The 23,213-nt window shown below is 71.8% G+C and carries 20 protein-coding genes; 18 read left to right on the forward strand and 2 right to left on the reverse strand.

Features of this window, described 5'->3' with window-relative positions; genetic code table 11:
• Positions 1–14: 14 nt before the first annotated feature.
• The gene (locus ACNAW0_RS01535; RefSeq protein ID WP_416285817.1) at positions 15–1,247 is read right to left on the reverse strand and encodes an SUKH-3 domain-containing protein; all 1,233 of its coding nucleotides are present in this window, start codon (positions 1,245–1,247) and stop codon (positions 15–17) included.
• 80 nt (positions 1,248–1,327) lie between these two features.
• Between ACNAW0_RS01535 and ACNAW0_RS01540 the strand changes: the two genes are divergently transcribed.
• Together ACNAW0_RS01540 and ACNAW0_RS01545 are read left to right on the forward strand one after the other, a co-directional pair.
• The gene (locus ACNAW0_RS01540; RefSeq protein ID WP_416285818.1) at positions 1,328–1,744 is read left to right on the forward strand and encodes a YbaB/EbfC family nucleoid-associated protein; all 417 of its coding nucleotides are present in this window, start codon (positions 1,328–1,330) and stop codon (positions 1,742–1,744) included.
• Positions 1,745–1,749: 5 nt separating this feature from the next.
• Positions 1,750–2,100 (forward strand): hypothetical protein, encoded by a 351-nt coding sequence (locus ACNAW0_RS01545; protein WP_416285863.1) that lies wholly within the window; start codon positions 1,750–1,752, stop codon positions 2,098–2,100.
• 240 nt (positions 2,101–2,340) lie between these two features.
• On the opposite strand, the gene ACNAW0_RS01550 is transcribed toward ACNAW0_RS01545, so the two are convergent.
• Positions 2,341–2,637, reverse strand: a complete 297-nt coding sequence (locus ACNAW0_RS01550) for a hypothetical protein (protein WP_416285819.1) — start codon at positions 2,635–2,637, stop codon at positions 2,341–2,343.
• A 260-nt stretch (positions 2,638–2,897) separates the two neighbouring features.
• Here ACNAW0_RS01550 and ACNAW0_RS01555 point away from each other — a divergent pair, with 260 nt between their 5' ends.
• The 16 genes from ACNAW0_RS01555 (at position 2,898) to ACNAW0_RS01630 (ending at position 23,212) form a co-directional block, all read left to right on the forward strand.
• Positions 2,898–6,461 carry a toxin glutamine deamidase domain-containing protein gene (locus ACNAW0_RS01555; RefSeq protein ID WP_416285820.1) on the forward strand — a complete coding sequence of 1,188 codons (3,564 nt, stop codon included), beginning with the start codon at positions 2,898–2,900 and terminating at the stop codon, positions 6,459–6,461.
• 53 nt (positions 6,462–6,514) lie between these two features.
• Positions 6,515–6,895, forward strand: a complete 381-nt coding sequence (locus ACNAW0_RS01560) for a hypothetical protein (RefSeq protein ID WP_416285821.1) — start codon at positions 6,515–6,517, stop codon at positions 6,893–6,895.
• A 253-nt stretch (positions 6,896–7,148) separates the two neighbouring features.
• Positions 7,149–7,466, forward strand: a complete 318-nt coding sequence (locus ACNAW0_RS01565) for a DUF664 domain-containing protein (protein WP_416285822.1) — start codon at positions 7,149–7,151, stop codon at positions 7,464–7,466.
• Positions 7,429–8,115, forward strand: coding sequence for a deoxyribonuclease V (nfi, locus tag ACNAW0_RS01570; RefSeq protein ID WP_416285823.1), 687 nt, complete (start codon positions 7,429–7,431; stop codon positions 8,113–8,115). Before ACNAW0_RS01565 ends, nfi begins: the two co-directional genes overlap by 38 nt.
• 122 nt (positions 8,116–8,237) lie before the next feature.
• On the forward strand, positions 8,238–9,410 hold the full coding sequence (locus ACNAW0_RS01575) for a hypothetical protein (protein WP_416285824.1): 1,173 nt from the start codon (positions 8,238–8,240) through the stop codon (positions 9,408–9,410).
• A gap of 164 nt (positions 9,411–9,574) precedes the next feature.
• Complete coding sequence (locus ACNAW0_RS01580; RefSeq protein WP_416285825.1) at positions 9,575–9,814, forward strand: Trm112 family protein; 240 nt, start codon at positions 9,575–9,577, stop codon at positions 9,812–9,814.
• Complete coding sequence (locus tag ACNAW0_RS01585) at positions 9,811–11,007, forward strand: SIS domain-containing protein (RefSeq protein ID WP_416285826.1); 1,197 nt, start codon at positions 9,811–9,813, stop codon at positions 11,005–11,007. Before ACNAW0_RS01580 ends, ACNAW0_RS01585 begins: the two co-directional genes overlap by 4 nt.
• Before the next feature lie 102 nt (positions 11,008–11,109).
• Positions 11,110–12,108: a cation diffusion facilitator family transporter gene (locus ACNAW0_RS01590; RefSeq protein WP_416285827.1), complete on the forward strand. Its 999-nt coding sequence runs from the start codon at positions 11,110–11,112 to the stop codon at positions 12,106–12,108.
• Positions 12,109–12,110: 2 nt separating this feature from the next.
• A complete protein-coding gene (gene manA / locus ACNAW0_RS01595; protein WP_416285828.1) occupies positions 12,111–13,262 on the forward strand; it encodes a mannose-6-phosphate isomerase, class I in 1,152 nt (383 codons plus the stop codon).
• Between the two features lie 300 nt (positions 13,263–13,562).
• The gene (gene ahcY / locus ACNAW0_RS01600) at positions 13,563–15,086 is read left to right on the forward strand and encodes an adenosylhomocysteinase (protein ID WP_416285829.1); all 1,524 of its coding nucleotides are present in this window, start codon (positions 13,563–13,565) and stop codon (positions 15,084–15,086) included.
• 189 nt (positions 15,087–15,275) lie between these two features.
• On the forward strand, positions 15,276–16,145 hold the full coding sequence (gene efeU, locus ACNAW0_RS01605) for an iron uptake transporter permease EfeU (RefSeq protein ID WP_416285830.1): 870 nt from the start codon (positions 15,276–15,278) through the stop codon (positions 16,143–16,145).
• Positions 16,146–16,174: 29 nt separating this feature from the next.
• Positions 16,175–17,305, forward strand: a complete 1,131-nt coding sequence (gene efeO, locus ACNAW0_RS01610) for an iron uptake system protein EfeO (RefSeq protein WP_416285831.1) — start codon at positions 16,175–16,177, stop codon at positions 17,303–17,305.
• A 26-nt stretch (positions 17,306–17,331) separates the two neighbouring features.
• Positions 17,332–18,642, forward strand: coding sequence for an iron uptake transporter deferrochelatase/peroxidase subunit (efeB, locus tag ACNAW0_RS01615; protein WP_416285832.1), 1,311 nt, complete (start codon positions 17,332–17,334; stop codon positions 18,640–18,642).
• A 226-nt stretch (positions 18,643–18,868) separates the two neighbouring features.
• Positions 18,869–19,558 carry an MtrAB system response regulator MtrA gene (mtrA, locus tag ACNAW0_RS01620; RefSeq protein ID WP_416285833.1) on the forward strand — a complete coding sequence of 230 codons (690 nt, stop codon included), beginning with the start codon at positions 18,869–18,871 and terminating at the stop codon, positions 19,556–19,558.
• Positions 19,559–19,571: 13 nt separating this feature from the next.
• A complete protein-coding gene (mtrB, locus tag ACNAW0_RS01625) occupies positions 19,572–21,329 on the forward strand; it encodes an MtrAB system histidine kinase MtrB (RefSeq protein ID WP_416285834.1) in 1,758 nt (585 codons plus the stop codon).
• 56 nt (positions 21,330–21,385) lie between these two features.
• Positions 21,386–23,212 carry an LpqB family beta-propeller domain-containing protein gene (locus ACNAW0_RS01630; RefSeq protein WP_416285835.1) on the forward strand — a complete coding sequence of 609 codons (1,827 nt, stop codon included), beginning with the start codon at positions 21,386–21,388 and terminating at the stop codon, positions 23,210–23,212.
• Position 23,213 lies beyond the last annotated feature (1 nt).

Here is a 23,213-nt window from a genome sequence, read left to right on the forward strand (position 1 = left end):
CCCGGCCCGCCGGGTCACCAGGTGCCTTCGTCGCGTACCCGGGCGGGAGCGCGGCCGAGCAGGAGGGTGGTCAGGGCGGCGTCGATGTCCGGACCGAGGAACCACTCGCCGGCCTGATCGAGTGCGAAGATCCGCCCGTACTCGTCCACGGCGATGATGCTCTCTTGACGCTCCGTCCCGAGCGGAAAGAGCCGTACGCCGAGCACCGCAGCGAAGTCCGCGAGCGTGTCGGCATTATGGGCGGTGTCCCAGGGGCGAATCTCTACTCGAGAAATCCATACCTCTTCGCCAGGGCCCTGTCGGCGGCTCTCCAAACCTGGAAAGGAGGTAAGGGTCGAAATGGCTGCGGGAAAAACCTCATGGGCGTGCCGCCGGCCGGTGACTGCGGTGACGTCTCGGACGGACGCTTCGGCCAACACTTCGTCACCGAAGTGAGGGCGCCAGCCGGCTTCCACCAGCGCATTCGCAACCTCGGTTGGAAATCGCCCCGGCTCTGGGTCGACCTGGGGTCGGGACCGCCACTCCTGGGCATATGCCTGGTCAGACCAAGGAAGCGCGTTCAACCGCACCAGGAAATTGATGCATGAGTCGCAGGGTATTTGGGCTCGCCCACCAGCGGAATCACCCGCCTCGCGGATTCGGAAGAACTCGATCCGACTGCTGCCCAGGGTCTGCCTCGCCTCTTCCATGCTCAACGGGCCAAGGCCCTCGGCTACCCGCCGGTGGTCTCGCTCGTGCAGCACGTCCGAGACAACAATCATCTCGGCGTGCCGCTCACCGCCCCGGACCAGGTGCCCGGAAGGTAGCCCGTCCAAGTAGGACTGGACCAGCGGATGATGGTGCAGCTCGACGTCACCCTTCACCCCGTGGGCCACATGGACGCGGCCGTCGAGGGTGAGATGCGCCGCAGCCCCGGGCGTGGGCAGTCGGGTGATCTCGCGAAGCACTTGGCTGGCGGGGTCGACGGTGCGAGGTGCGCGCGGCTCCGGCGGCCGGCGCTGCCGGTACAGCTGCGCGATGGCGGCGAGCGGCAGCCGGGGCCAGGTCGACACCTCACCGGTCTCCTTGTCGACCACAGTGGTCGGCAGGGAGCCCGGGAGGGCGCGCGCCTCGGGGGAGACCGTGGACGTGATCAGGTAGCCCAGGTCGAATTCCTCGATCAGCGGCGTGCACGGGTGTCCCAGGCGCTCGGCGTCCCGGCGCGCCCAGACGGCGGCGAGTTGCTCGGCCTGCTGTCGCTCGATCACAGCGTGAAGCTACCCGACCCCACAGACTCCGTGGCGCCCGGTATGGTCGGCCCTACCGACGGTGACGGGGAGGAGCGACGGTGGTCGAAAGCGCGGATCGGGATGCCAACCGTGCGCTGCGCGCGCGCTTCGACGAGGTGTACGGCCAGTACCAGCGACTCCGGTCCGGATTGGACGAACTCCAGGGTAAGCTCGCCGAGCTGCGGGTGACCGAACGCTCCGATGACGGCCAGGTGACCGTCGTGGCCGGGGCCCGGGGCGAGCTGATCAGCGTGGAGGTCGCACCATCGATCTTCCACGACCGGGACGCCAAGGCCTTGAGCAGGAAGATCACCACGACCGTCCTGCGGGCCTCCGCCGCCGCGGTCGCCGCGACCCAGGAGCTGGTGGCCGGCTACCTTCCGCCCGGCTCGCCGTCGGTGGAGTTCCTGCGTACGAATGACTTCGGCACCCTGCTCGGCCGGGCGGACGCCGTTCTCTCTCGCGGCGGCGAGTGACCACAATGGTCGAGGTCTGGCTGGACCCGGACCGGGCCCGCCGTGGCGGCGACGACCTGACCCTGGCAGGGGAGGCGGTCAGCGCCTCCCGGCGGGAGGCCGGCGGTGCGATCGCGGCGGCGAGCGGCCAGCGGCCGTGGGGCCGGGACGACATCGGCGCCGCATTCGACAAGCAGTACCGCGGCTACGAAGAGACGCTGCTGCGTGCCTGGGAGGTACTGGGTCGATCCCTCGAAGGGCTGGGCTCCGATGTGGTCCGGTCTGTGGCCGCGACCGTGGAGGCCGACGAGATCAACGGTCGCCAGCTCGGCGAGATCCCGCACCAGCATCACACCTCACACCGGCACTGGCGCTGACCTCCGGAGGTTCCGCGGCGTGAGCATGCTGCCCAGCCCGATCCCGCACCCGCTCGACTACTGCCCCTGGGACGTGCCCGGCTGGATCTACGAGGCGCTCGACTGGGTCGTCGGCGTGGAGTGGCCGGACGGGAACGAGCGCGCCGTCTGGGACCTCGCCGACCAGTGGTACGGCGTCGCCGGCGTCCTCGCCGGCCCAGGTGCCGACGCGGCCGCCGCCGCCGGTGAGGTGCGCAGCGGCTACGGCGGGGTCGGCCTGGTGGCCGAGGCGTTCGACACCGCCTGGCACAAGGTGGCCGAGGGCGCGGACGCCACGCTGCCCGTCCTGCTCGCGCTCACCGGCGAGTTGGGCAAGCTGGTCGACTCCTGCGGCTGCGACGTCGAGGGAGCCAAGCTGGAGGCCTGGATCGAGCTGGGCATCCTGGTCATCGAGCTGCTCTCGTTGGCGGTGGCGACCGCGCTCACCGCCGGCGCCGCCTCACCGGCCGCCGGGGCGGCCATCGCCGCCAGCCGGATGGCAGTGCAGCAGATCTTCAAGCGGCTCGTGGCGCAGCTGGCCCGCAAGGCCCTGAAGGACGGGGCTGAAGGAGGCCGGCGAGCGGGCCGCGAAGGAGCTCGGCAAGAGCGGCGTACGAACGCTCGGCCGACGTGCCGCGCTCGGCGGTCTCGTCGAGGCCGGGCAGGAGGCGGGCACCAGCCTGGCGACCCAGGCGTACCAGAACTCCACCGGACGCCGGGACGGCCTGGACCTGACCGACGTGGGCATGTCGGGGCTCGGTGGCTTGGCGGGTGGCGCGGTGGCGCCGCTCGCTGGGCTGGGGCGGCACGCGGACGGGCGTCTCACGCAGATCGGGGAGCACCTCGGGCGGCAGATGGTCGGCGAGACCCTGGCCGAGGGCGCCGCAGGGCTGGCCACCGGGCAGAACGTCTCGCTGGAGGACCTGACTCGGGCTGCGGTTTCCGGCATCAGTGGCTCCGCCACCGGTCAGGCCGACGCCGCCCTGCACCACCGGCTCGACGGAAAGCTGACCGGCCTGCCGTCGGAGCCGGTGGACCTGGCCCTTCCGCCGCCCGGGACCGCCGATACGAGTGGGTTCATCCCGGCCCAGCGGTCGCCCGACCCGCTCGGCCCGGCGACCACCTCGCCCATCGGGGCTGCCGCGTCCGTGGCTGATGTCGGCACCGTCCACCACCATGCGGCGGTGGCTGGCGATGCCGCAGTGGCTGGATCCCGGCGGCTGGATGACGAGGTTTCGGCGGCAGCACAGCTTTCCTCGGCCGTGCGCGTGGAGCAGCTGGCCGACACGGCCGCGTCATCGGTGCATCCGGTAGCCGAGCCCGATGCCCATCGGCCGCATCCCGAGGTTTCGGCCAGCCCCACGCTCTCTTCGGTCGCCGTCGCGTCGCCGGTCGCGGCCAATCATCTGGTCGCCGCCGATCCGAGGCTCGGTCCGGGCACGGGGGTCGATACTGGCACGCCGAGCCAGGTGGCTCCTGCGCAGGCGAGCACGGCCCCGACGATGGCGAGCGGGTCCCCGGCAGTATCGCCGTTTTCGAACGCTCCGTCGCCGGTGCCCAATGTGCCGTCACCGGTTCCCACTGAACGGTCCTCCGCCGGGACCGTGGCCCCGCAGCCTGGGCCGCCGAACCCGCCACTGGCCAGCCGGCCCACAGCAGATCCGATAGTCGGGCCGGTGGTCACCGGCCCGGACACCCGGCCGGCACCGAACCCCCGTTTCCCACTGCTCGAGGCGTTGGCCCCGGCACCGCGCCGGCCCGCCGACGGTCCGCCGCCAGCCCTACCGGGTCCCTTCGATCCGCTTCCGCCCCGCCGGCGGACACCAGAGGAACTGGCGGCGTGGCGAGCCGCGGAACGGGAAGCTCTCGACCGACGCCGCTACCAGAGTTACCTCCGGGATCAGCGAGAGTGGTACGAGGAGAACCGCCGGCATCAAAAGGCAGAATGGCTCCGATACAAGGCCGACCGCTTCCACCGCTGGGCTGACGAATACGGCGAGCGGGCGCGGCAACTGCATCGAACCGGCGTCGAGCTGCTCGCGCAGCGGTGGCAGAAGGCCGCTTACGAGGCCAGCATCGAGGCCAACGAGTTGCGCGAGGAAGCGCAGCAGGTCCTGGGCGGGTCGCTGGTGCCGGCCGAGGTGATGATCGAGGACGACGCCGACTTCTACCGGGTCAACGACGACGTTGCCGACCTCGCGCCGGGCGCGGTGGAGACGGCGGACCGCTCCGCACTCACCGGTGACGGTCACCCGCCGCCGATCGACCGCTCCCGTCGGTACGGCATGCGGGGTGGGTTGCGTCCGCCGCTCGCGCTGCACCAGACCGACCTGGAGCGGCAGATGCCCCGCAACCCGGACGGCACCGTGATGCGTACGGCCGACCCCCGGTACGGCGGCTGGTTCCGGCTCGCCAACGACGGCGGTCCGGAGGCGGACGCCACCAGAGGAATCAACTGTCTCGACTGCACCCTGTCGCTGTACGAGACCTGGATGCACGGCCGGCCGCGGGTCTCCGCGCCGCGTACCTTCGACGGCTACCTCCACGGGGACGTCCGCAGTCCGGTCGACGGCGAGGAGGACGGGCCGCGCCGGGTCGAGGAGGTCACCGGCGGACGGTTCCAGAAGCTGTGCGCCGACGCCGCTCCCGCAACGGACCTCGGGATGCGGCAGATGGTCGAACGCGGCTACCGGGACCTGCATGGGCAACTGCTGGCGGGTGGCCACGGCAGCTACGCCTTTCTCATCAGCAGTTGGCAGGGCGGCGGATCGCACGCCTGGGTGGCGCTGAACCAGAACGGCACGGTGCTCTACCTCGACCCGCAGTCAGGCTTCGTCTCGGACCGTCCGCTCTACCCACACAGCGGCATCCGGCTGAAGACCAACCCGGTCGGGATCGACGCCCTGGTGCTGGGGCCGGACGGGCGACCGATGCCGCTCTCCGGCCGGCCGCCCGGTGACTTCAACGTCCTGTCCGAGCCGCTGGAACGACCCGGCCCGCCGCGGCCGCCTGCCCCGCCGCCGCCTGCCCCGTCACCGCCGCGCGACGGCGCGGACGATGTGCCGGACTTCAACCACGTCCACCTGCTGGGGGAGTCGACGACGTTCCATCGGGCGGATGGCACTTCGTTCCCCGGCAGCGCGCCGGCTCCTGACGCGGACGACGTACGGCGGTCGCACCTCGACGCCCACGCCGAACGGATCTCGGCCGGCTTGTTCGTCCGGGACGCGATCGCCGCGAGCACGAGTCTGGAAGGGGTCTTCGCCGCCGGGGTGACCCCGGTCGAACTGGCGCAGCACCTCGACGCGCCGGCCCTACGGCGCCTGATGCCCGGACTGAACGAGTCGGCAGCCGGCGACGTGACGCGGCTGCTCGCGGACCCGCGGGTCCAGCACATGCTCGACCAGACCTGGGAGGCGCCGCCGCGCGGCGAACCTCTGCTGGCCGAAACGTTGGTGCACCAGCTCACGCAGCGCCCCGACCTGGCCCGGATGATCCTGGCTACCCCGGAACTGGCCAACTCGCTGACCGCGCGACCGTTGACGCTGCACCACCTGGCCAGCCACCAAGAGGCGATCGACGTACTCGGCGACGTCCTGGAAGACCTCGCCGAGCACGGGCCCGAGGCGATGATTGAGGAAGAGAGGCCGACTCCACGCTCGACGCCGCTGACGAAGGACCAGCACCAGATCAGTGCTGCAGTGGCGGCCCGACAACAGTCGAACGTGCAACTGGGCTTTGACGACTCCCGGCGCGATGACGAGAGCTACCGGCTCGCCTACGTTGATCAGCTATATGCCGACGCGGCAGTGGCGCAGCGGGAACTTAACGGCGTCGCCCTCGGCGTCGCAGGAAATCACGGGCGGCCAGAGTGGCGGACTGAGCCTAAGGGCCGAGATCGGGTGCTGGACAAGCTTGTCGAGTACGAGAACGATGCCTCCAGGCTGAAGGACCTGGCCGGTGCCAAGGTGCAGTTCGCCAAGCTCGGTGACGTATATCGAGCCTTAGGGCAGCTTGCCGTCGGCCCGCAGGTGGTCATACTCAAGATCAAGGACCGGTTCCTCTCACCGCAGCTCAGCGGCTATCGAGACGTGCTACTGAATCTGCGCATGTCGAACGGGCATGTGGCCGAACTTCGGCTGCACCTTGGCTCGCTCGACGGCGTCGCGGAATGGGAGCATGCCCTGTACGAGGTCCGCCGTGATCTCGACGCGCTGTCCGAGTCCGACGGCCGATCCCTGACAAGTGCCGAGCGAGCGATTCGGGATGGACTGCTACGACGGGCACAGGACATCTACTGGCAGGCGCTGAACGAAGCGCTCGGAGAGGTGGCACCACGATGAGCCAAATAAGTGGCCTAGTGCTTCCCAGTTTTTACAGCTACTACGAGTCGCCAGTGAAGCTGGTGGCAACGGCAGACGGCGGGGTTGCCGGGTGGCGACTATCCCGTGACACCGGTGGCTGGCGGCCAGCCAACAACCTGATCGACAAGGTCATCTTTGTGGGCGGCGACGAGATCGATGAAATCACGCGTGAAGAGTTCATCCAACGGACCGAGCATGATCGGGGTCGATATCTGCGGGGTGAGGGGCCAGTCTTCGCGCTTTACGAAACGGTGAGGGCGATCGAGGAAACCCTGGGCCAAGAGCGACGCTATCCGACGCCGCACGAGCAGGCGCTGATCAAGGGCATCCGGCGGAGGACCTTCGTGATGTTCGAGGAGCAGTTGCAGCGGGCCGGAGACCCCGGTGCCGACCCGAGCATCGCGACCTCCTGACGTCGTGACGGCGAAAAGGCGTTGCGAGCGGCGAGGCGACGGGCGAGGGTCCGGGCATGGCTGACGCGCGTACCAGCCCCGAGACCGGCCAGTCCGCACCTCAGTTCGCCTGGTCGAACATGTTCGTCAAGCCGGAGGACGATCCGCGCTCCGACGGCGGCTTCGACGACGAGCGGTCGACGCTTCTGGGCTATCTCCGGACCAGCGTCTCACCCTCGAACTCAAGTGCGCGGACCTCGATGCCTTCGACGGCGTGGTCGCGGATCCGGCGGTGGTGGCGCAGGCATGGGCCGCCTGGCGGGCGGAGATCGCCTTCGCCGACGAGCTGGTGGCCGCGACGCCGGAGCTGGGCCCCCGGGCCCGGATGTCGGACGGGGAGGAGATCAGCCTCCGCGAGCTGCTGGTGCACATGATCGAGGAGTACGCCCGCACAACGGCCACGCTGACCTGCTGCGTGAGCGGATCGACGGCCGGGTGGGCCAGTAGCGCCGGCAACGGCGACCGGACTGACGACCGGAGGAACGGCCGGAGGTATGACGACCGGAGGAATGCCGTACGTGCCGCCGGCTGACGTCGCGGAGGCGCTGCGCGTACAGGAGGAGTTGCGATCGCGGGTGGACCTGGTCGGGCCCGGTCCGACCGCGCCTACGACGGTGGCCGGCCTCGACGTCGCGTACGCGGAGAGCGGTGACCGCCTCGCGGCGGCCGTCACGGTGCTGGACGTCGCCACCCTGGCGGTGGTCGACGAGGCGGTCAGCGCGGGCCGGCCCGCCTTCGGGTACGTGCCGGGGCTGTTCGCGTTCCGCGAGATGCCCGCGCTGCTGGCCGCCCTGGACCGGCTGACCGTGCGCCCCGAGCTGTTGGTCTGCGACGGGCACGGGTTGGCGCACCCGCGCCGGTTCGGGCTGGCCTGCCATCTCGGCCTGGTCACCGGGCTGCCGACGATCGGAGTGGGGAAGACGCCACTGGTCGGCGAGTGGGCGGAGCCGGGACCGCGGCGGGGTGCCTGGACCCCGCTGTGCGACGGCGGTGAGGTGGTCGGCCGGGTGCTGCGTACCCAGGACGGGGTGAAGCCGGTGTTCGTCAGCGTCGGCCACCGGATGAGCCTCGCCAACGCCACCGATCGGGTGCTGGAGCTGACGCCCCGGTACCGGCTGCCGGAGACCACCCGGACGGCCGACCGGCTGTGCCGGCAGGCGCTGTCCGCCGCATCGGCCTGACCGCCGATCTGGAGTGTCGCGGCGCACATGCCGAGCGCTCGATGGGCGGGGACCGCTCAGGACCGGTAGTAGCCTGACGCGGCGGACCCCATCGGGGTGGAAACGGTGAGGTGGAGATGTCGATGAGGCGGCACGCGGCGCGGCTGGCCACGGCCGGCGTGATGCTGGGCGCCCTGTTGGCCGTGGGGGCATCCCCGGCGCTGGCCGAGGGCGACCGGGTGAACGTTCGTTCGGCCCGCAGCTTCACGGCCGGCGGGTCACCGGAAACGGTCGCGATCGAGGTGCGCAGGCGCACCGACGGGTGCGTGCAGCTGCGCACCGGCCTGGGGCTGCGGCTCGACGGCGTCCGGGCCGACCAGGTTCAGGTGGCGGTCAACGCCGGCGAGCGGTGGCTGCCCGTCGGGGTCTCCGGCGGCGACGGCGGGGTCGTCACGGCCGCCACCTCGCCGGACAAGCCGGCCCTCTGCAGGGGCAAGGGGATGACGATTCGCTACCGGGTCGCCTTCCTGGCCGGCGCGCCGGGTGGCCGGCTGACCGTGATCGGCGTCGCGAGCACCGCCGCCGGTCGGCTCCTCGGCCAGGCCGATACCTCCGCCCGGGTGGTGGGCGGGGCGAGGGCGGCGAGCCCGACGCCGACCCGGAAGCCGTCGCCGACCCCGAGTGTCGTCACCCCGTCGTCGAGCGACGACGATCCGCCGCCCACCGCGGCGGCCGCAGTCGACCCGGCCGTCGGGTCCCTTGCCGCCGCCGACTCGTCCTCCGGAGGTTCCCCCATCATGTGGTTCGGTATCGGCCTGGTGCTCGTCGGCGCCGCCCTGATCGTGCTGCTGGTCCGGCGCAACCGCGCGGACCAGGTCGACGAGTCCGCGGCTGCCTACCCGCAGGTTCCGCTGCCCCGCAGTGCGGGCGGCACCACCTACCGCTCCGGGGTCCCGGTCGGACAGGTGTACGGGCAGAGGCCGCCGACCTCGACCGTCTACGGCGGGGCCGCGTCGCCCCGCCCGACCGGCAACGTGTACGGCTCGCCCGCGGCCGACCGATCGGCCGGTGCGCCGCCGGTGGCTCCGGCCAGCGCGCCGCCAGTGGCCCCGGCGGGTGCGCCGCCAGCGCCGCCGGCAGGTGAGCGAGCTGCCGTTGATCTGCGATTCACCGGTCAGCACGCCCAGCTGCCAGTGCCCACGGCCGGTGAGCCGCCAGTGGCTCCGGCCAGTCACCCGCCGGTGGCCCCGGCGGGTGAGTCGCCGGTGGCCCCGGGTGGCGACGCGACCAGCGTGCCGCCCCACGGGCCCCGCTGAGCCGGAGTCCGGCCGCCCGTCGCGGGTTACGGTGACGGGGGCGGCGGTGACGTGACCCGAATCGGTTGCCGCGGTGGCCGGTGCCCGTAGCGGTTCGCCGATAAGATCGTGCGCCGGACGGCACCGCCGACCGGTGAGACCGCATACGTGGAAGGAGCCGCGACGTGGCCCTGGACCCGCAGTTGCTCGAGATCCTGGCCTGCCCGGACACGCACCACGCCCCGCTCGACTACGACCCGCAGGCCCAGACGCTGACCTGCACCGACTGCGGTCGGATCTTCGAGGTCCGCGACGACGTGCCGGTGCTGCTGCTGGACGAGGCGCGCGGTGGACCCGCGCCGGACGACGCCCGCGGCGGCTCCGCGCCGGACGACGCCCGCGGCGGCTCCGCGCCGCAGCGATGATGGAGGGTACGGCCGGGGTCAGCGGGCACCAGCACGCCGACGAGTCGTTGCTGGACGACCCCGACCTGCTGGCCGAGCGGGACCCGGGCGGCATGCTCCGGTTCACCGCCTCCGGCGGCGCCCAGGTACGCGAGTCGGCCGCGCTCGCCGCCGAGGCGAACCTGAGCGTGCTCGCCGACGAGGGCCGGCCGCGGGCGGTGGTCATCGCCGGCATCGGTACCGCCGGACGGACCGGGGACGTGCTGGCGACGGTGGCCGGGCCGCGTTGTCCGGTGCCGGTGATCCCGCATCGCAGCGCCGGTGTGCCGGGCTGGGTGGGTGCGGCCGATGTGGTGATCGCGGTCAGTGCGTCGGGGCGCAGCCCGGAGGCGCTGGGTGCGGCCGAGGCCGCGCACCGGCGGGGTGCCCGTCTGGTCGCCGTCGGCGCCCCGGATTCGCAGCTTCAGTCGGTGGCCGAGCGGGCCCGGGCGCCGTTCATCCCGGTGCCCCGGCGGGCCCCGGCCCGGGCCAGCCTCTGGGCGCTCACGGTGCCGGTGCTGCTCGCCGCCCGTACGCTCGGGCTGGTGAAGGTGAACGAGGCGGACCTGGCCGAGACCGCGGCCCGGTTGGACGCGGACGCCGACCGGTGCCGTCCGACCGCCGAGTCCTTCGTCAACCCGGCGAAGTCGCTGGCGCTGGGCCTGGCCGGGTCGATTCCGATCGTCTGGGGGTCGTCCCCGCTGGCCGCCGTGGCCGCACGCCGGTTCGGTGACACGCTCTCGGCCAACGCCCGCTATCCGGTGGTGACCGGGGCGCTGGGTGAGGCCGGGCGGGGCCGGGTCGGCCTGCTCGACGGGGTCTTCGGCGGGCTGGCCGAGGGGGAGCGGGACATCTTCGCCGACCCGGACGAGACCCCTACGGACGCCACCCGGCTGCGGCTGGTGCTGCTGCGGGACGGCGGGCTCAACGCGGGGGACGACACCGACGAGCCCCTGGCGGTGGAGGAGCGGCGGGCCGACGCGGTGCAGACGCTGGCCGAGCGGCGCGGGGTGCGCTGCGACGTGGTCACCGCCGAGGGTGGCTCCGCGCTGGAGCGGCTCGCCTCGTTGCTGTCGGTCCCGGATTTCGCCTCGGTCTACCTCGCCCTGGCGCACGGGTTGGACCCGATGGCCGTGCCGGCCGTCTCCGAGATGAAGGAGCTGGCAAACCAGTGAGCGAGCGAAGTGAGGCGGCGGCGTGAGCGAGCGGAGCGAGCGAGCCATTTGGCTCAGCAGCGTGGCGCCTCGCGTCGCCGGCGAGCGAAGTGAGGCGGCGGCGTGAGCGCGAGCGGCGGGACGAGGGCGATCTTCGCCGCCCTCGCGGCCAACATCGGTATCGCCATCACCAAGTTCGGCGCGTACCTGCTGACCGGTTCCGCGTCGATGCTGGCCGAGGCGATCCACTCGGTGGCCGACTCCGGCAACCAGGGGCTGCTGCTGCTCGGCGGCCGGCGGGCCCAGCGGGAGGCGACGCCCCAGCACCCGTTCGGGTACGGCCGGGAGCGCTACATCTACGCGTTCATCGTGTCGATCGTGCTGTTCAGCCTCGGTGGCCTGTTCGCACTCTACGAGGCGTACCACAAGTTGGCGCACCCGGAGCCGATCACGAGATTTCAGTGGGTGCCGGTGGCCGTGCTGCTGGTCGCGATCGCCATGGAGTCCTTCTCGTTCCGTACGGCGATGAAGGAGTCCAACCAGATCCGGGGCGGCCAGTCGTGGGTGCGGTTCATCCGGCGGGCGAAGGCGCCCGAGCTGCCGGTGGTGCTGCTGGAGGACACCGGCGCGCTGGTCGGTCTGGTGTTCGCGCTGTTCGGCGTGGGGATGACCCTGGCCACCGGCAACGGCAAGTGGGATGCGCTGGGCAGCGCGATGATCGGTGTGCTGCTGGTGGTCATCGCGATCGTCCTCGCGGTCGAGACCAAGAGCCTGCTGGTCGGGGAGGGCGCCGAGCCGAAGGACCTGGCCGCGATCGAGCAGGCCGTCACCGCCGGCCCGGAGGTTGAGCGGATCATCCACATGAAGACGCTCTACCTGGGCCCGGAGGAGCTGATGGTGGCCGTGAAGGTCGCGGTGTCGGCCTGCGAGACGGCCGAGGACGTGGCCCGGGGCATCGACGCGGTCGAGGCGCGGATCCGCAGCGCGGTGCCGATCGCCGGGGTGATCTACGTGGAGCCGGACATCTACCGCGCGGCGGCCGACCGGGCGGGTACGGGCGCCGTGGCGGGGCCGGAGCCGGAGGCCGGGCCCGACGAGACGCCCGGGCGGTCCAGGAGCTGACCGTGGAGCTGTTGCAGGGCCGGATCCGGGACTACGCCTGGGGCTCCCGTACCGCGATCGCCCGGTTGCAGGGACGCCCGGTGCCGAGCGACGGGCCGGAGGCGGAGCTGTGGCTGGGTGCCCACCCGGGCGCCCCGGCCACCGTGAAGCGGGACGGAACCTCGGTCAGCCTCACCGAGCTGCTGGTCGCCGAGCCGGATCACTGGTTGGGCGAGCGGCTTGTCGGCCGGTTCGGCATCCGGTTGCCCTTCCTGCTGAAGGTGCTGGCCGCGGACGCACCGCTGAGCCTGCAGGCCCATCCGGACGCCGAGCAGGCCCGGGCGGGGTACGCGGCCGACGCGGACCGGGTCAACTACGTGGACCCGTACCACAAGCCGGAGCTGCTGGTCGCGCTGTCGGAGTTCGACGCGCTCTGCGGGTTCCGCGACCCGGCCGAGTCGGCGGCGGTGATCGCCGCGTTCGGCGTACCGGCGCTGGAGCCGGTGGTGGCGGCGCTGCGTACCGGGCCGGCGGGGCTGCGGGAGGCCGTACGCCTGCTGTTGAGCTGGCCGGCGGCGGAGCGGCCCGGGCTGGTGGCGGACGTGCTGGCGGCGCAGGTCGCCGGGCCGGACGCGACGCTGGCCCGTGGCCTGGCGGTCGACTATCCGGCCGACCCGGGGGTGCTGGTGGCGTTGCTGCTGCACCACGTCCGGCTGGCACCCGGCGAGGCGATCTGGATGCCGGCCGGCAACCTGCACGCCTACCTGCGGGGCGCCGGCGTGGAGATCATGGCGGCCAGTGACAACGTGCTGCGCGGCGGCCTCACGCCGAAGCGGGTCGACGTGGACGAGCTGCTACGGGTGCTGCGGTTCGAGGTGCTCGACGAGCCGGTGGTCGCGCCGGTGCCAGTGGCACCCGGGGTGGTGACCTGGCCGGTGCCGGTCGAGGACTTCGCGCTGCACCGGGTCGAGTTGGCGGCCGGTGGTCCGGGGGTGCGGTTGGCGCTGCCGGGGCCGCGGGTGGTGCTCTGCCAGGCGGGCCGGCTCGCCGTCGACGACGGGGTGGGCGCGGTCGTCCTCGAGCCGGGACAGTCGGCGGTGGGCTCCGCGACCGGCGGCCCGCTGGTCGTCGGCGGCCAGGGCCAGGCGTTCGTGGCCACGTGCGGCCTGCACTGACCGCAGGATGAGCAGTCGGACGAGTCCGACTTTCCCGGAATAGCTTGACGCGTCGGTTGCCGAATGTGACTCTATGGGTACGCAGCGTTGTCGCGACGAAGGTCTCGGTGGCGCGCGGGGAACCAAACCGGGGGGATGCACGGGGCGGCCGGGCCGTGGGCGGAGAGTCCGTTCACGACCGACCGCCCCGTGCGCTGTCCGCCCGCCGGGCCGTCCGTCCTCGGCCAACCGGGACCGGACAATGAACTCCACGCGCGTAAGGTGGAGGGCTGGGCAGCACTTCGTTCGACAGGAGCTTCCATGACCAGCACCCTCCCGGCGGCCCCCAGCGGCGCGTCGTCCGGATCCCGGCCGAGCACCGTCGCCGAGGGCGACTACAAGGTGGCGGATCTGTCGCTCGCCGAGTTCGGGCGCAAGGAGATCCGGCTCGCCGAGCACGAGATGCCCGGGCTGATGGCGATCCGGCGCGAGTTCGCCGAGGCGCAGCCGCTCGCCGGCGCCCGCATCACCGGCTCGCTGCACATGACCATCCAGACCGCCGTCCTCATCGAGACCCTGGTCGCGCTCGGCGCGCAGGTCCGCTGGGCGTCCTGCAACATCTTCTCCACCCAGGACCACGCCGCTGCCGCGATCGTCGTCGGCCCGAACGGTACGCCCGAGGCCCCGGCCGGCGTCCCGGTGTACGCCTGGAAGGGCGAGAGCCTCGAGGAGTACTGGTGGTGCACCGAAAAGGCTCTGACGTGGCCGGACGGCTCAGCAGGCGATGCCGGCGGAGCCGGTGGACCCAACATGATCCTCGACGACGGCGGTGACGCCACCCTGCTCGTGCACAAGGGAACCGAGTTCGAGCAGGCCGGCGTCGTGCCGCCGGTCGAGTCCGCCGACTCCGAGGAGTACGCGGTCATCCTCGGGCTGCTGCACCGCTCGCTCGCCGAGGACGGCCAGCGCTGGACCCGGATCGCCGCCGGCCTCAAGGGCGTCACCGAGGAGACCACCACCGGCGTGCACCGGCTCTACGAGATGCACCGCAACGGCACCCTGCTCTTCCCGGCCATCAACGTCAACGACTCGGTGACCAAGAGCAAGTTCGACAACAAGTACGGCTGCCGCCACTCGCTCGTCGACGGCATCAACCGGGCCACGGACGTGCTGATCGGCGGTAAGATGGCCGTCGTGCTCGGCTACGGCGACGTGGGTAAGGGCTGCGCCGAGTCGCTGCGCGGCCAGGGCGCCCGGGTCGTCGTGACCGAGGTCGACCCGATCTGCGCGCTCCAGGCGGCGATGGACGGCTACCAGGTCGCCACGCTGGACGACGTGGTCGAGCAGGCCGACATCTTCGTCACCGCCACCGGCTGCTTCAACGTCATCAGTAACGAGCACATGGCCCGGATGAAGCACCAGGCCATCGTCGGCAACATCGGCCACTTCGACAACGAGATCGACATGGCCGGCCTGGCCAAGCGCTCGGACGTCACCCGGGAGAACATCAAGCCGCAGGTCGACCTCTGGAAGTTCGCCGACGGCCACGCCATCATCGTGCTCTCCGAGGGCCGCCTGCTGAACCTGGGCAACGCCACCGGCCACCCGAGCTTTGTGATGTCCAACTCGTTCGCCAACCAGACCATCGCCCAGATCGAGCTCTACACGAAGACGGACGAATACCCGATCGGCGTGTACGTGCTGCCCAAGCACCTGGACGAGAAGGTCGCCCGGCTGCACCTGGCCGCGCTCGGCGCCAAGCTGAGCACGCTCACGAAGGAGCAGGCCGCCTACCTCGGCGTGCCGCAGGAGGGCCCGTTCAAGCCGGAGCACTACCGGTACTGAGCCACGCCCGGAGGGGACCGGGGTCGGCCGCCGCGCGGTCGTCCCGGTCCCTTTCGCGTACGTGGGGTCTCGGTCCGTCGCTCCGACCGGGTGACGTTGTCGTGAACGACTTGACGCGACCCCCGATCAGAGGGAAGGTATGGCTGCCCTAACTTAGCTGAGGCGTGCCTAACCAATGACGGAGTATCGATGTTCGCCACGTACCTGATCGGCCTGCGGGAAGGCCTGGAGGCGACCCTGGTGGTCAGCATCCTGGTCGCGTTCCTGGTCAAGTCGGACCGCCGCAACCGGCTGCCGCACGTGTGGCTCGGGGTCGGTCTGGCCGTGGCACTGTCGGTCTTCTTCGGCTGGGTGATCGAGTACACGTCGACCACGCTGCTCAACACCTCGAGGCAACGCGAACTCTTCGACGCGGTCACCTCCGTCGGCGCCGTGGTCTTCGTCACCTGGATGATCTTCTGGATGCGCAAGGCCGCCCGGAGCATCGCCGGTGAGCTGCGTGGCAAGCTCAGCGAGGCGCTCGCCGTCGGCGCGTTCGCGGTGACGGGAATGGCGTTCCTCGCGGTCATCCGGGAGGGCCTGGAGACCGCCCTGATCTTCTACTCCGCCGCGCAGAGCACCGCCGGCGGCGCCGGCCGGAACGCCATGCTCGCGCTGGTCGGTGGCATCGCCACCGCCGTGGTGATCGGCTTCCTGCTCTATCGCAGCGCCCTCAAGCTCAACCTGGGCAAGTTCTTCACCTGGACCGGCGCGCTGCTGATCCTGGTCGCCGCCGGCATCTTCAAGTACGGCGTGCACGACTTCCAGGAGGCCGACGTGGTGCCCGGCCTGAACACCCACGCCTTCGACATCTCCTCGGTCCTCGACCCGGGCAGCTGGTACGCGATGCTGCTGAGCGGCATGTTCAACATCACCCCCGCGCCGAGCCTGCTCGAGATGGTCGCCTGGGTGGCGTACGCGGTGCCGGTGATGGTGCTCTTCCTGCGCAAGCCGGGCAAGCCGGCTGCCCCGGCCGCCCCGGCGGCGGCCGACGCCGCCACCACGCCTCAGCGCGCCTGATCGTCCCGCCTCAGAGGAGACCAGCACCGATGCGTACCAGTCGATTCGTCGTGCTCGCCACCGCCGGGCTGCTCGCCGTCGCCGGCCTGGCCGGCTGCGGGGGCGGCGACAAGAAGGACGCGAAGGCCGGCGGGCCGATCATGGTCAAGGCCACCGACGCCGCCTGTGAGGTCGGCGCCACCGAGATCGAGGCCGGCCAGGTGACGTTCGCCATCACCAACTCCGGGTCCAAGGTCAACGAGTTCTACGTCTACGCCGCCGGTGACCGGGTGATGGGCGAGGTGGAGAACATCGCCCCGGGGCTGAGCCGCGAGCTGCGGGTCGAACTGCCCGCGGGGACGTACGAGACGGCCTGCAAGCCCGGGATGAGTGGCCGGGGCATCCGGGGCGCGCTGAAGGTCACCGGCACCGCCGCGAGCGTGGCGCCCGACGCCGTGCTGACCGAGGCCACTGCCAGCTACCAGCGGTACATCAACAGCCAGACCGACGCGCTGCTGACCAGGACCGAAGAGTTCGCGGCCGCGGTCAAGGCTGGCGACGTGGCGAAGGCCAAGGCGCTGTACCCGGTGGCCCGCACCTACTTCGAGCGGATCGAGCCGGTCGCGGCGAGCTTCGGCGACCTCGACCCGAAGATCGACGGCCGGGAGGAGGTCGTCGAGGAGGGCATGGAGTGGACCGGCTACCACCGGCTCGAGAAGGATCTCTGGACGAGCGGCGACATCAGCAAGGACGGCCCGATCGCCGACCAGCTGGTCGCCGACGTCAAGGCCCTGGTGGCGAAGGCCAACGCCGAGAAGCTCACCCCGCTCCAGCTCGCCAACGGTGCCAAGGCGCTCCTCGACGAGGTCGCCAGCGGCAAGATCACCGGCGAGGAGGAACGTTACTCGCACACCGACCTCTGGGACTTCAACGCCAACCTGGAGGGCTCCAAGGCGGCCATCGCGGCGCTGCGTCCGGGGCTGGAGCAGCGTTCGCCCGAGCTGGTCAAGCAGCTCGACACCGAGTTCGCCAACGTCGAGGCCACCCTCGGCAAGCACCGGGCCGGTGACGGCTGGAAGCTGCACACCCAGCTCAGCAAGGCCGAGCTGAAGGAACTGTCGGACAGCATCAACGCGCTGGCCGAACCGGTCAGCAAGGTCGCCGCGGTCGTCGCCCGGTGACGACCGGCTCCGGAGGTGAAGCGATGATGAGCGAGCGCAGCGAGGCGGCACCCGCCGAGGCGCCGCGCGGGGCCACCCTGTCCCGTCGGCGGGCCATCACCCTGGTCGGGGTCGGTGCCGCCAGCGTGGCCGGGGTGACGGCCGGCGCGGGCGCCCTGATCGGCGGCGATACCCACGCGGCCGCGACCGATGCGGCCGCCGGTGCGGTGCCGTTCCACGGCGCACACCAGGCCGGCATCACCACCCCCGCCCAGGACCGGCTGCACTTCGTCGCGTTCGACATCATCACCAAGGACCGGGCGAAGCTGGTCGCGCTGCTGCAGGAGTGGACCGCCGCCGCGGCCCGGATGACCACCGGCCAGGACGCCGGGCTGATCGGCGCGGTCGGCGGCGTGCCGGAGGCCCCGCCGGACGACACCGGCGAGGCGCTCGGGCTGCCCCCGTCGCAGCTCACCCTCACCATCGGCTTCGGCCCGACGCTGTTCCGCGACGCCCAGGGCCGGGACCGGTTCGGCGTCGCCGACCGGCGGCCCGCCGCCCTGGCCGACCTGCCGCACTTCGCCGGGGACGCGCTCAAGCTGGAGATCTCCGGTGGCGACATCTGCGTCCAGGCCTGCGCCAACGACCCGCAGGTGGCGGTGCACGCCATTCGCAACCTGGCCCGCATCGGCATGGGCGTGGTCAGCGTCCGCTGGTCACAGCTCGGCTTCGGGCGTACGTCGTCGACGTCGCGGGACCAGGCCACCCCGCGCAACCTGTTCGGCTTCAAGGACGGCACCGCCAACCTGAAGGCCGAGGACACCAACCTGCTCCGCGAGCAGCTCTGGGCACAGCCGGGCGACGGGCCCGACTGGATGACCGGCGGGTCGTACCTGGTCACCCGCAAGATCCGGATGCAGATCGAGACCTGGGACCGCGGCTCCCTCGCCGAGCAGGAGCGGATCGTCGGGCGGACCAAGGGCAGCGGCGCGCCGCTCGGCAAGGCCCGCGAGTTCGACGAGCCGGACTTCGCCGCCAAGGGCGACGACGGGCAGCCCGTCATCGCCGAGACCGCGCACGTCCGGCTCGCCCATCCGAGCCGGAACGGCGGTGCCCACCTGCTGCGCCGCGGCTACAACTTCGTCGACGGCTCGGACGGGCTGGGGCGGCTCGACGCCGGGCTCTTCTTCATCGCCTACCAGCGCGACCCGCGCAAGCAGTTCGTGCCGATCCAGACCAGGCTCGCCCGGAACGACGCGATGAACGAGTACCTGCGGCACGTCTCCAGCGGGCTGTTCGCCTGCCCGCCGGGCGTCCGCGACGCCGCCGACTGGTGGGGCCGCGCGCTCTTCTCCTGACCGACCCAGCCGTGCCCGGTCGGGGCGGGCAGGCGGTGGTGGCGGGCGGCGACGTGCCGGGGGATCATGGTTGCACGGCCGGTCCGATACTGGTGGACCCGTACGCCGCGGCGCGCCACGCGGCAGGTAGGGCCGGTTGGCTGTGGTGCGGGGCCGCCGGCCGCGGGTACCGTGCCGGAAAGACGTCGAACCCTTCGAACCGAACGGGGATGGAACGATAAACCCCATGAGAGCCCGGGTACTGGTGGTCGACGACGACCCAGCGCTCGCCGAGATGCTCGGCATCGTCCTGCGCAGCGAGGGCTTTGTGCCCTCTTTCGTGGCGGATGGGGAACGGGCGCTGGCCGCGTTCCGTGAGAGTCGGCCGGACATCGTCCTGCTCGACCTGATGCTGCCCGGTATGAGTGGCATCGACGTTGCCCGGGCGATCCGGGCCGAGTCCGGCGTGCCGATCGTCATGCTGACCGCCAAGAGCGACACGGTCGACGTGGTGCTCGGGCTGGAGTCCGGGGCCGACGACTACGTGGTGAAGCCGTTCAAGCCCAAGGAGCTGGTGGCCCGGATGCGGGCCCGGCTGCGCCGCGGCGAGGACGTGGCACCGGAGCTGCTCACCATCGGCCCGCCCGGCAACCAGATCTCGATCGACGTGCCGGCGCACACGGTCAGCCGGGACGGCGAGGAGGTGAAGCTGACCCCGCTGGAGTTCGACCTGCTGGTCGCGCTCGCCCGTAAGCCGCGTCAGGTCTTCACCCGCGAGGTGCTGCTGGAGCAGGTCTGGGGCTACCGACACGCCGCCGACACCCGCCTGGTCAACGTGCACGTCCAGCGGTTGCGCGCCAAGATCGAGCCGGACCCGGAGCGACCCGAAATCATCCTCACCGTGCGAGGCGTGGGCTACAAGGCGGGTACCGGATAGCCTGGGGGTCACTGTGGTGACCTCCCCGCCCTCCGATTCCCTGACCACCGCGTCCCGCTGGCTGCGGGTGGCGCGGGTGTTGTGGCGTGCCCTCGTCGGTCAGGGGGCCCGGCTGGCCTCCGGCCTGCGCGGGGCCTGGCGGCGATCGCTCCAGCTCCGTGTGGTAACCATCACGTTGGTGGCGTCCAGCCTGCTGGTGGGCGGTTTCGCCTACCTGATCGCCGACAAGATCACCGGCATCTTGCTGCAGAACGCCGAGACCGACGTCCTGGCGCGGCTGCGCAACGGCAGCGAGTACGCCTCGAAGCAGTTCAACCTCTACAGCAAGCCGGAGGAGGCCCAGCTCCAGGACACCATCGACGGCACGGTGAACTACCTGGCCGGCGGTGATCCGGCACAGACCAGCGGCGTGGTGGTGGCGATCACCGCGGACGATCCGAGCTTCCACGAGATCATCAAGCCGCGTACCTCCCCGGAGGTCGAGGTGCTCCCGCTGATCGGCTCCGACCTGCGCGCCTCGGTCGCCGCCGGCAACGTCGCCCACCAGATCCGCACCGGGGCGCTGGGCGGTCCACGCACCAAATACCTCGTGTACGGCTCACCGGTGCCGACCCAGTTCGGGCAGTTGGAGCTCTACTACCTCGTCCCGCTGACCCGGCAGGACGCCACCGCCGCCGCCGCCCGGGCCACCGTGGTCGCCACCGGCGCCGCCCTGGTGCTCCTGCTCGGCCTGCTCGCCGCCCTGGTCACCCGGCTGGTGGTGATCCCGGTGCGGGTGGCCGCCCGGACCGCCCAGCGGCTCTCCGCCGGGCTGCTCGACCAGCGGATGGTGGTCAACGGCGAGGACGACCTGGCCCTGCTGGCCGCCTCGTTCAACCAGATGGCGACCAACCTGCAGCGGCAGATCCTCCGGCTGGAGGAGATGTCGCGGTTGCAGCGCCGGTTCACCTCGGACGTCTCGCACGAGCTGCGTACGCCGCTGACCACGGTCCGGATGGCCGCCGACCTGATCTTCGCCGAGCGGGACGGGTTCGATCCGGCGGTGGCCCGCAGTGCCGAGCTGCTCCAGGCCGAGCTGGACCGGTTCGAGGAACTGCTCACCGACCTGCTGGAGATCAGCCGCTTCGACGCCGGCTTCGCGATGCTGGACGCCGAGCCGACCGACCTGGTGCCGGTGGTGCACCGGGTGACGGAGCGGCTGGCCGGGCTCGCCGACCGGGCGGGGGTGACCATCGAGCTGGATGTGCCGGACGCGCCGGTGATCGCCGAGGTGGATCCGCGCCGGGTCGAGCGGGTGCTGCGCAACCTGGTCGGCAACGCGGTCGAGCACGGCGAGGCCAAGCCGGTGCGGATCACCCTGGGGATGGACGAGAACGCGGTGGCGGTCACCGTGCGGGACCACGGCGTGGGGCTCAAGCCGGGCGAGGAGAAGCTGGTGTTCAACCGGTTCTGGCGGGCCGACCCGTCCCGGGCCCGGCAGACCGGCGGTACGGGCCTCGGCCTCTCGATCAGCCTCGAGGACGCCCGGCTGCACGGCGGCTGGCTGGAGGCGTGGGGCGCGCCCGGGCAGGGCGCCCAGTTCCGGCTGACGCTGCCGGCGCGGGCCGGTGACCGGCTGACGACCTCGCCGCTGCGGCTGGTGCCGGCCGACGCCCCGGTGCCGTTCGGCGGCCCGCGTCACGGTGGGCTGCTGGCCATCGAGCCGGGTGCCGCGGGGGCACTGGCCATCGGGCCGGCCGAGGACGCCAGCCGGGCGGAGGTGGCGCCGTGAGCGCGAGGAGTGAGCCGGGGTTGCGAGCCCCGCAGTCGCGATCTGAGGTGGCGCCCGTGAGGCGGAGGCTGCTGGCGGTGCTGCTGGCCGGTGTGCTCCTGCCCGCCGGGCTGGCCGGCTGCGGTATCCCCGAGCAGACCGGGGTGCATGTCGACGGCACCGGGCCGGCGGCCGAGGCCGGCTCGCTCAACGGCCGTGCCGCCCAGCCGCCGAACCAGGCGGCGAGCAGCGACCCCAGCGAGTTCATCATCAACTACCTCTCCGCCGCCGCGGGCGAGCGCGACCAGGCGTACGACCGGGCCAAGGGTTTCATCGCGCCGGAATCGCAAGACCGGCTGCGGGCGAAGCAGCAGAGCAGCGAAGTCGAGCTGACCGTGGTCCGGCTGCGGGAGAAGGTGGATGTCTCGCCGCCGAACAACGAGGGCACCAGCCGGGTCAAGGTGCCGGTGCAGCAGGTCGGTGTGCTGCGGCCCGACGGCACCCTGGCGCCGCCGGTGGCGAGCGAGACCGACTACGTGTTCCAGCTCCGCCGGGCCGACGCCGGCAAGAGCGGGCTGTTCATCACCGACCTGCCGAACGTGCTGCTGCTCAGCGACGACGCCCTGCGCCGCTACTACGGCACGCACACCATCTACTTCTGGAACGCCGACCAGAGCCGGCTGGTGCCCGACCAGCGGTACCTGCCGTCGACGGTGCCGCCCGAGCGCCGGGTCACCGAGGTGGTCAAGTGGCTCGCCGGTGGTCCTCCCGACTGGCTCGCGCCGGGGGTGACCCGGCTGCCCGAGGGCACCGCGCCGATCAACAACGCGACCGGCGCGGACGGCCGCTGGGAGGTCAACCTGACCATGAACAACGCGAACGAGCCCCGGCTGGCCCGGCTCGCCACCCAGCTCGCGTGGTCGTTGGGGGAGGAGTTCACCGGCGAGCTTCAGCTCAAGATCCGCGATCAGAACCGGCGCACCGTCGACCTCAAGCAGGAGCGGGAAACCCACCCGTTGTACCGCACCTCCGGGGCTCCCGAGCGGTTCTGCGTCTACGACGGTGTGATCCATCCGGTCTCCGTGGCCGGCGAGCCGGCCGGCCCGGTTCCGGTGTCGGCCGCCGCCAACAAGGGCGTCGTGTCGGCGGCGCTCAGCCACGCCGGCAGCGGGGTGCTGGCCGCGCTGGTGGTCACCCGGTCGGACCGGCGGCAGCGGCTCGTGGTCGGTGCGGGCCGGGCTCCGGTCACCCAGTTCAGCGCCGGCCGGATCACCAGCGACGAGAAAAAAGACGGGTGGTTCGGCGCGGTGGGCCGCCCGGTCTGGGTCCGCTCGCTGGATCCCGCTCATCCGAGCGGGCTGGTGGTGGCCGACGGCCGGCTCTACCGGTTCGACGGCATGGCCGCGATGAACGCGGTCGCCCTGACCGTTCCCGGCCCGGTCACCGCGGTCGCCGGCTCGTTCGACGGGGACCGGATCGCGCTGATCATCGGGGGTGGGCTGTACGTGGCCTCGGTGAGCGTGGATGGGAGTATCGCGGTCAACCAGCCCCGTCGGCTGGTCACCCGGCTCACCGGACTCACCGCCGTCGACTGGTACGCGGAGAACCAGCTGGTCTTCGCCGGCAACGAGGAGGGCCGGCCGGCGATCTACCAGACCACCGTGGACGGTGCGCTGGACACCGCGCTCAAGCGGGAGATCGGCGCCGAGGTGACCCAGCTGGCCGCGTACCCGGGCGGTTCGGCCGGCGGGCTGCCGTCCTTCTCCTACATGTACGAGGCAGACAAGGTGGCCTTCCGGAACAACCCGTTCGACAACATCAGACGGGAGCAGGTGCTGGGTGCGTCGTCGCCGTCGCCGGGCGTCCGGGCGCCCAACCCGACCGCCCCCTTCTTCTTCTACTGAG

This window comes from Micromonospora sp. SL1-18, from assembly GCF_047921505.1.
Taxonomy (GTDB): Bacteria; Actinomycetota; Actinomycetes; order Mycobacteriales; family Micromonosporaceae; genus Micromonospora.

Excerpts from the sequence above, each read along its gene's own strand:
- ACNAW0_RS01575 (WP_416285824.1), top strand. The coding sequence starts at position 8,238 with ATGAGGCGGCACGCGGCGCGGCTGGCCACGGCCGGCGTGATGCTGGGC.
- ACNAW0_RS01545 (WP_416285863.1), top strand. The coding sequence starts at position 1,750 with ATGGTCGAGGTCTGGCTGGACCCGGACCGGGCCCGCCGTGGCGGCGAC.
- efeU (WP_416285830.1), top strand. The coding sequence starts at position 15,276 with ATGTTCGCCACGTACCTGATCGGCCTGCGGGAAGGCCTGGAGGCGACC.
- efeO (WP_416285831.1), top strand. The coding sequence starts at position 16,175 with ATGCGTACCAGTCGATTCGTCGTGCTCGCCACCGCCGGGCTGCTCGCC.
- mtrA (WP_416285833.1), top strand. The coding sequence starts at position 18,869 with ATGAGAGCCCGGGTACTGGTGGTCGACGACGACCCAGCGCTCGCCGAG.
- nfi (WP_416285823.1), top strand. The coding sequence starts at position 7,429 with ATGACGACCGGAGGAATGCCGTACGTGCCGCCGGCTGACGTCGCGGAG.
- efeB (WP_416285832.1), top strand. The coding sequence starts at position 17,332 with ATGAGCGAGCGCAGCGAGGCGGCACCCGCCGAGGCGCCGCGCGGGGCC.
- ACNAW0_RS01585 (WP_416285826.1), top strand. The coding sequence starts at position 9,811 with ATGATGGAGGGTACGGCCGGGGTCAGCGGGCACCAGCACGCCGACGAG.
- ahcY (WP_416285829.1), top strand. The coding sequence starts at position 13,563 with ATGACCAGCACCCTCCCGGCGGCCCCCAGCGGCGCGTCGTCCGGATCC.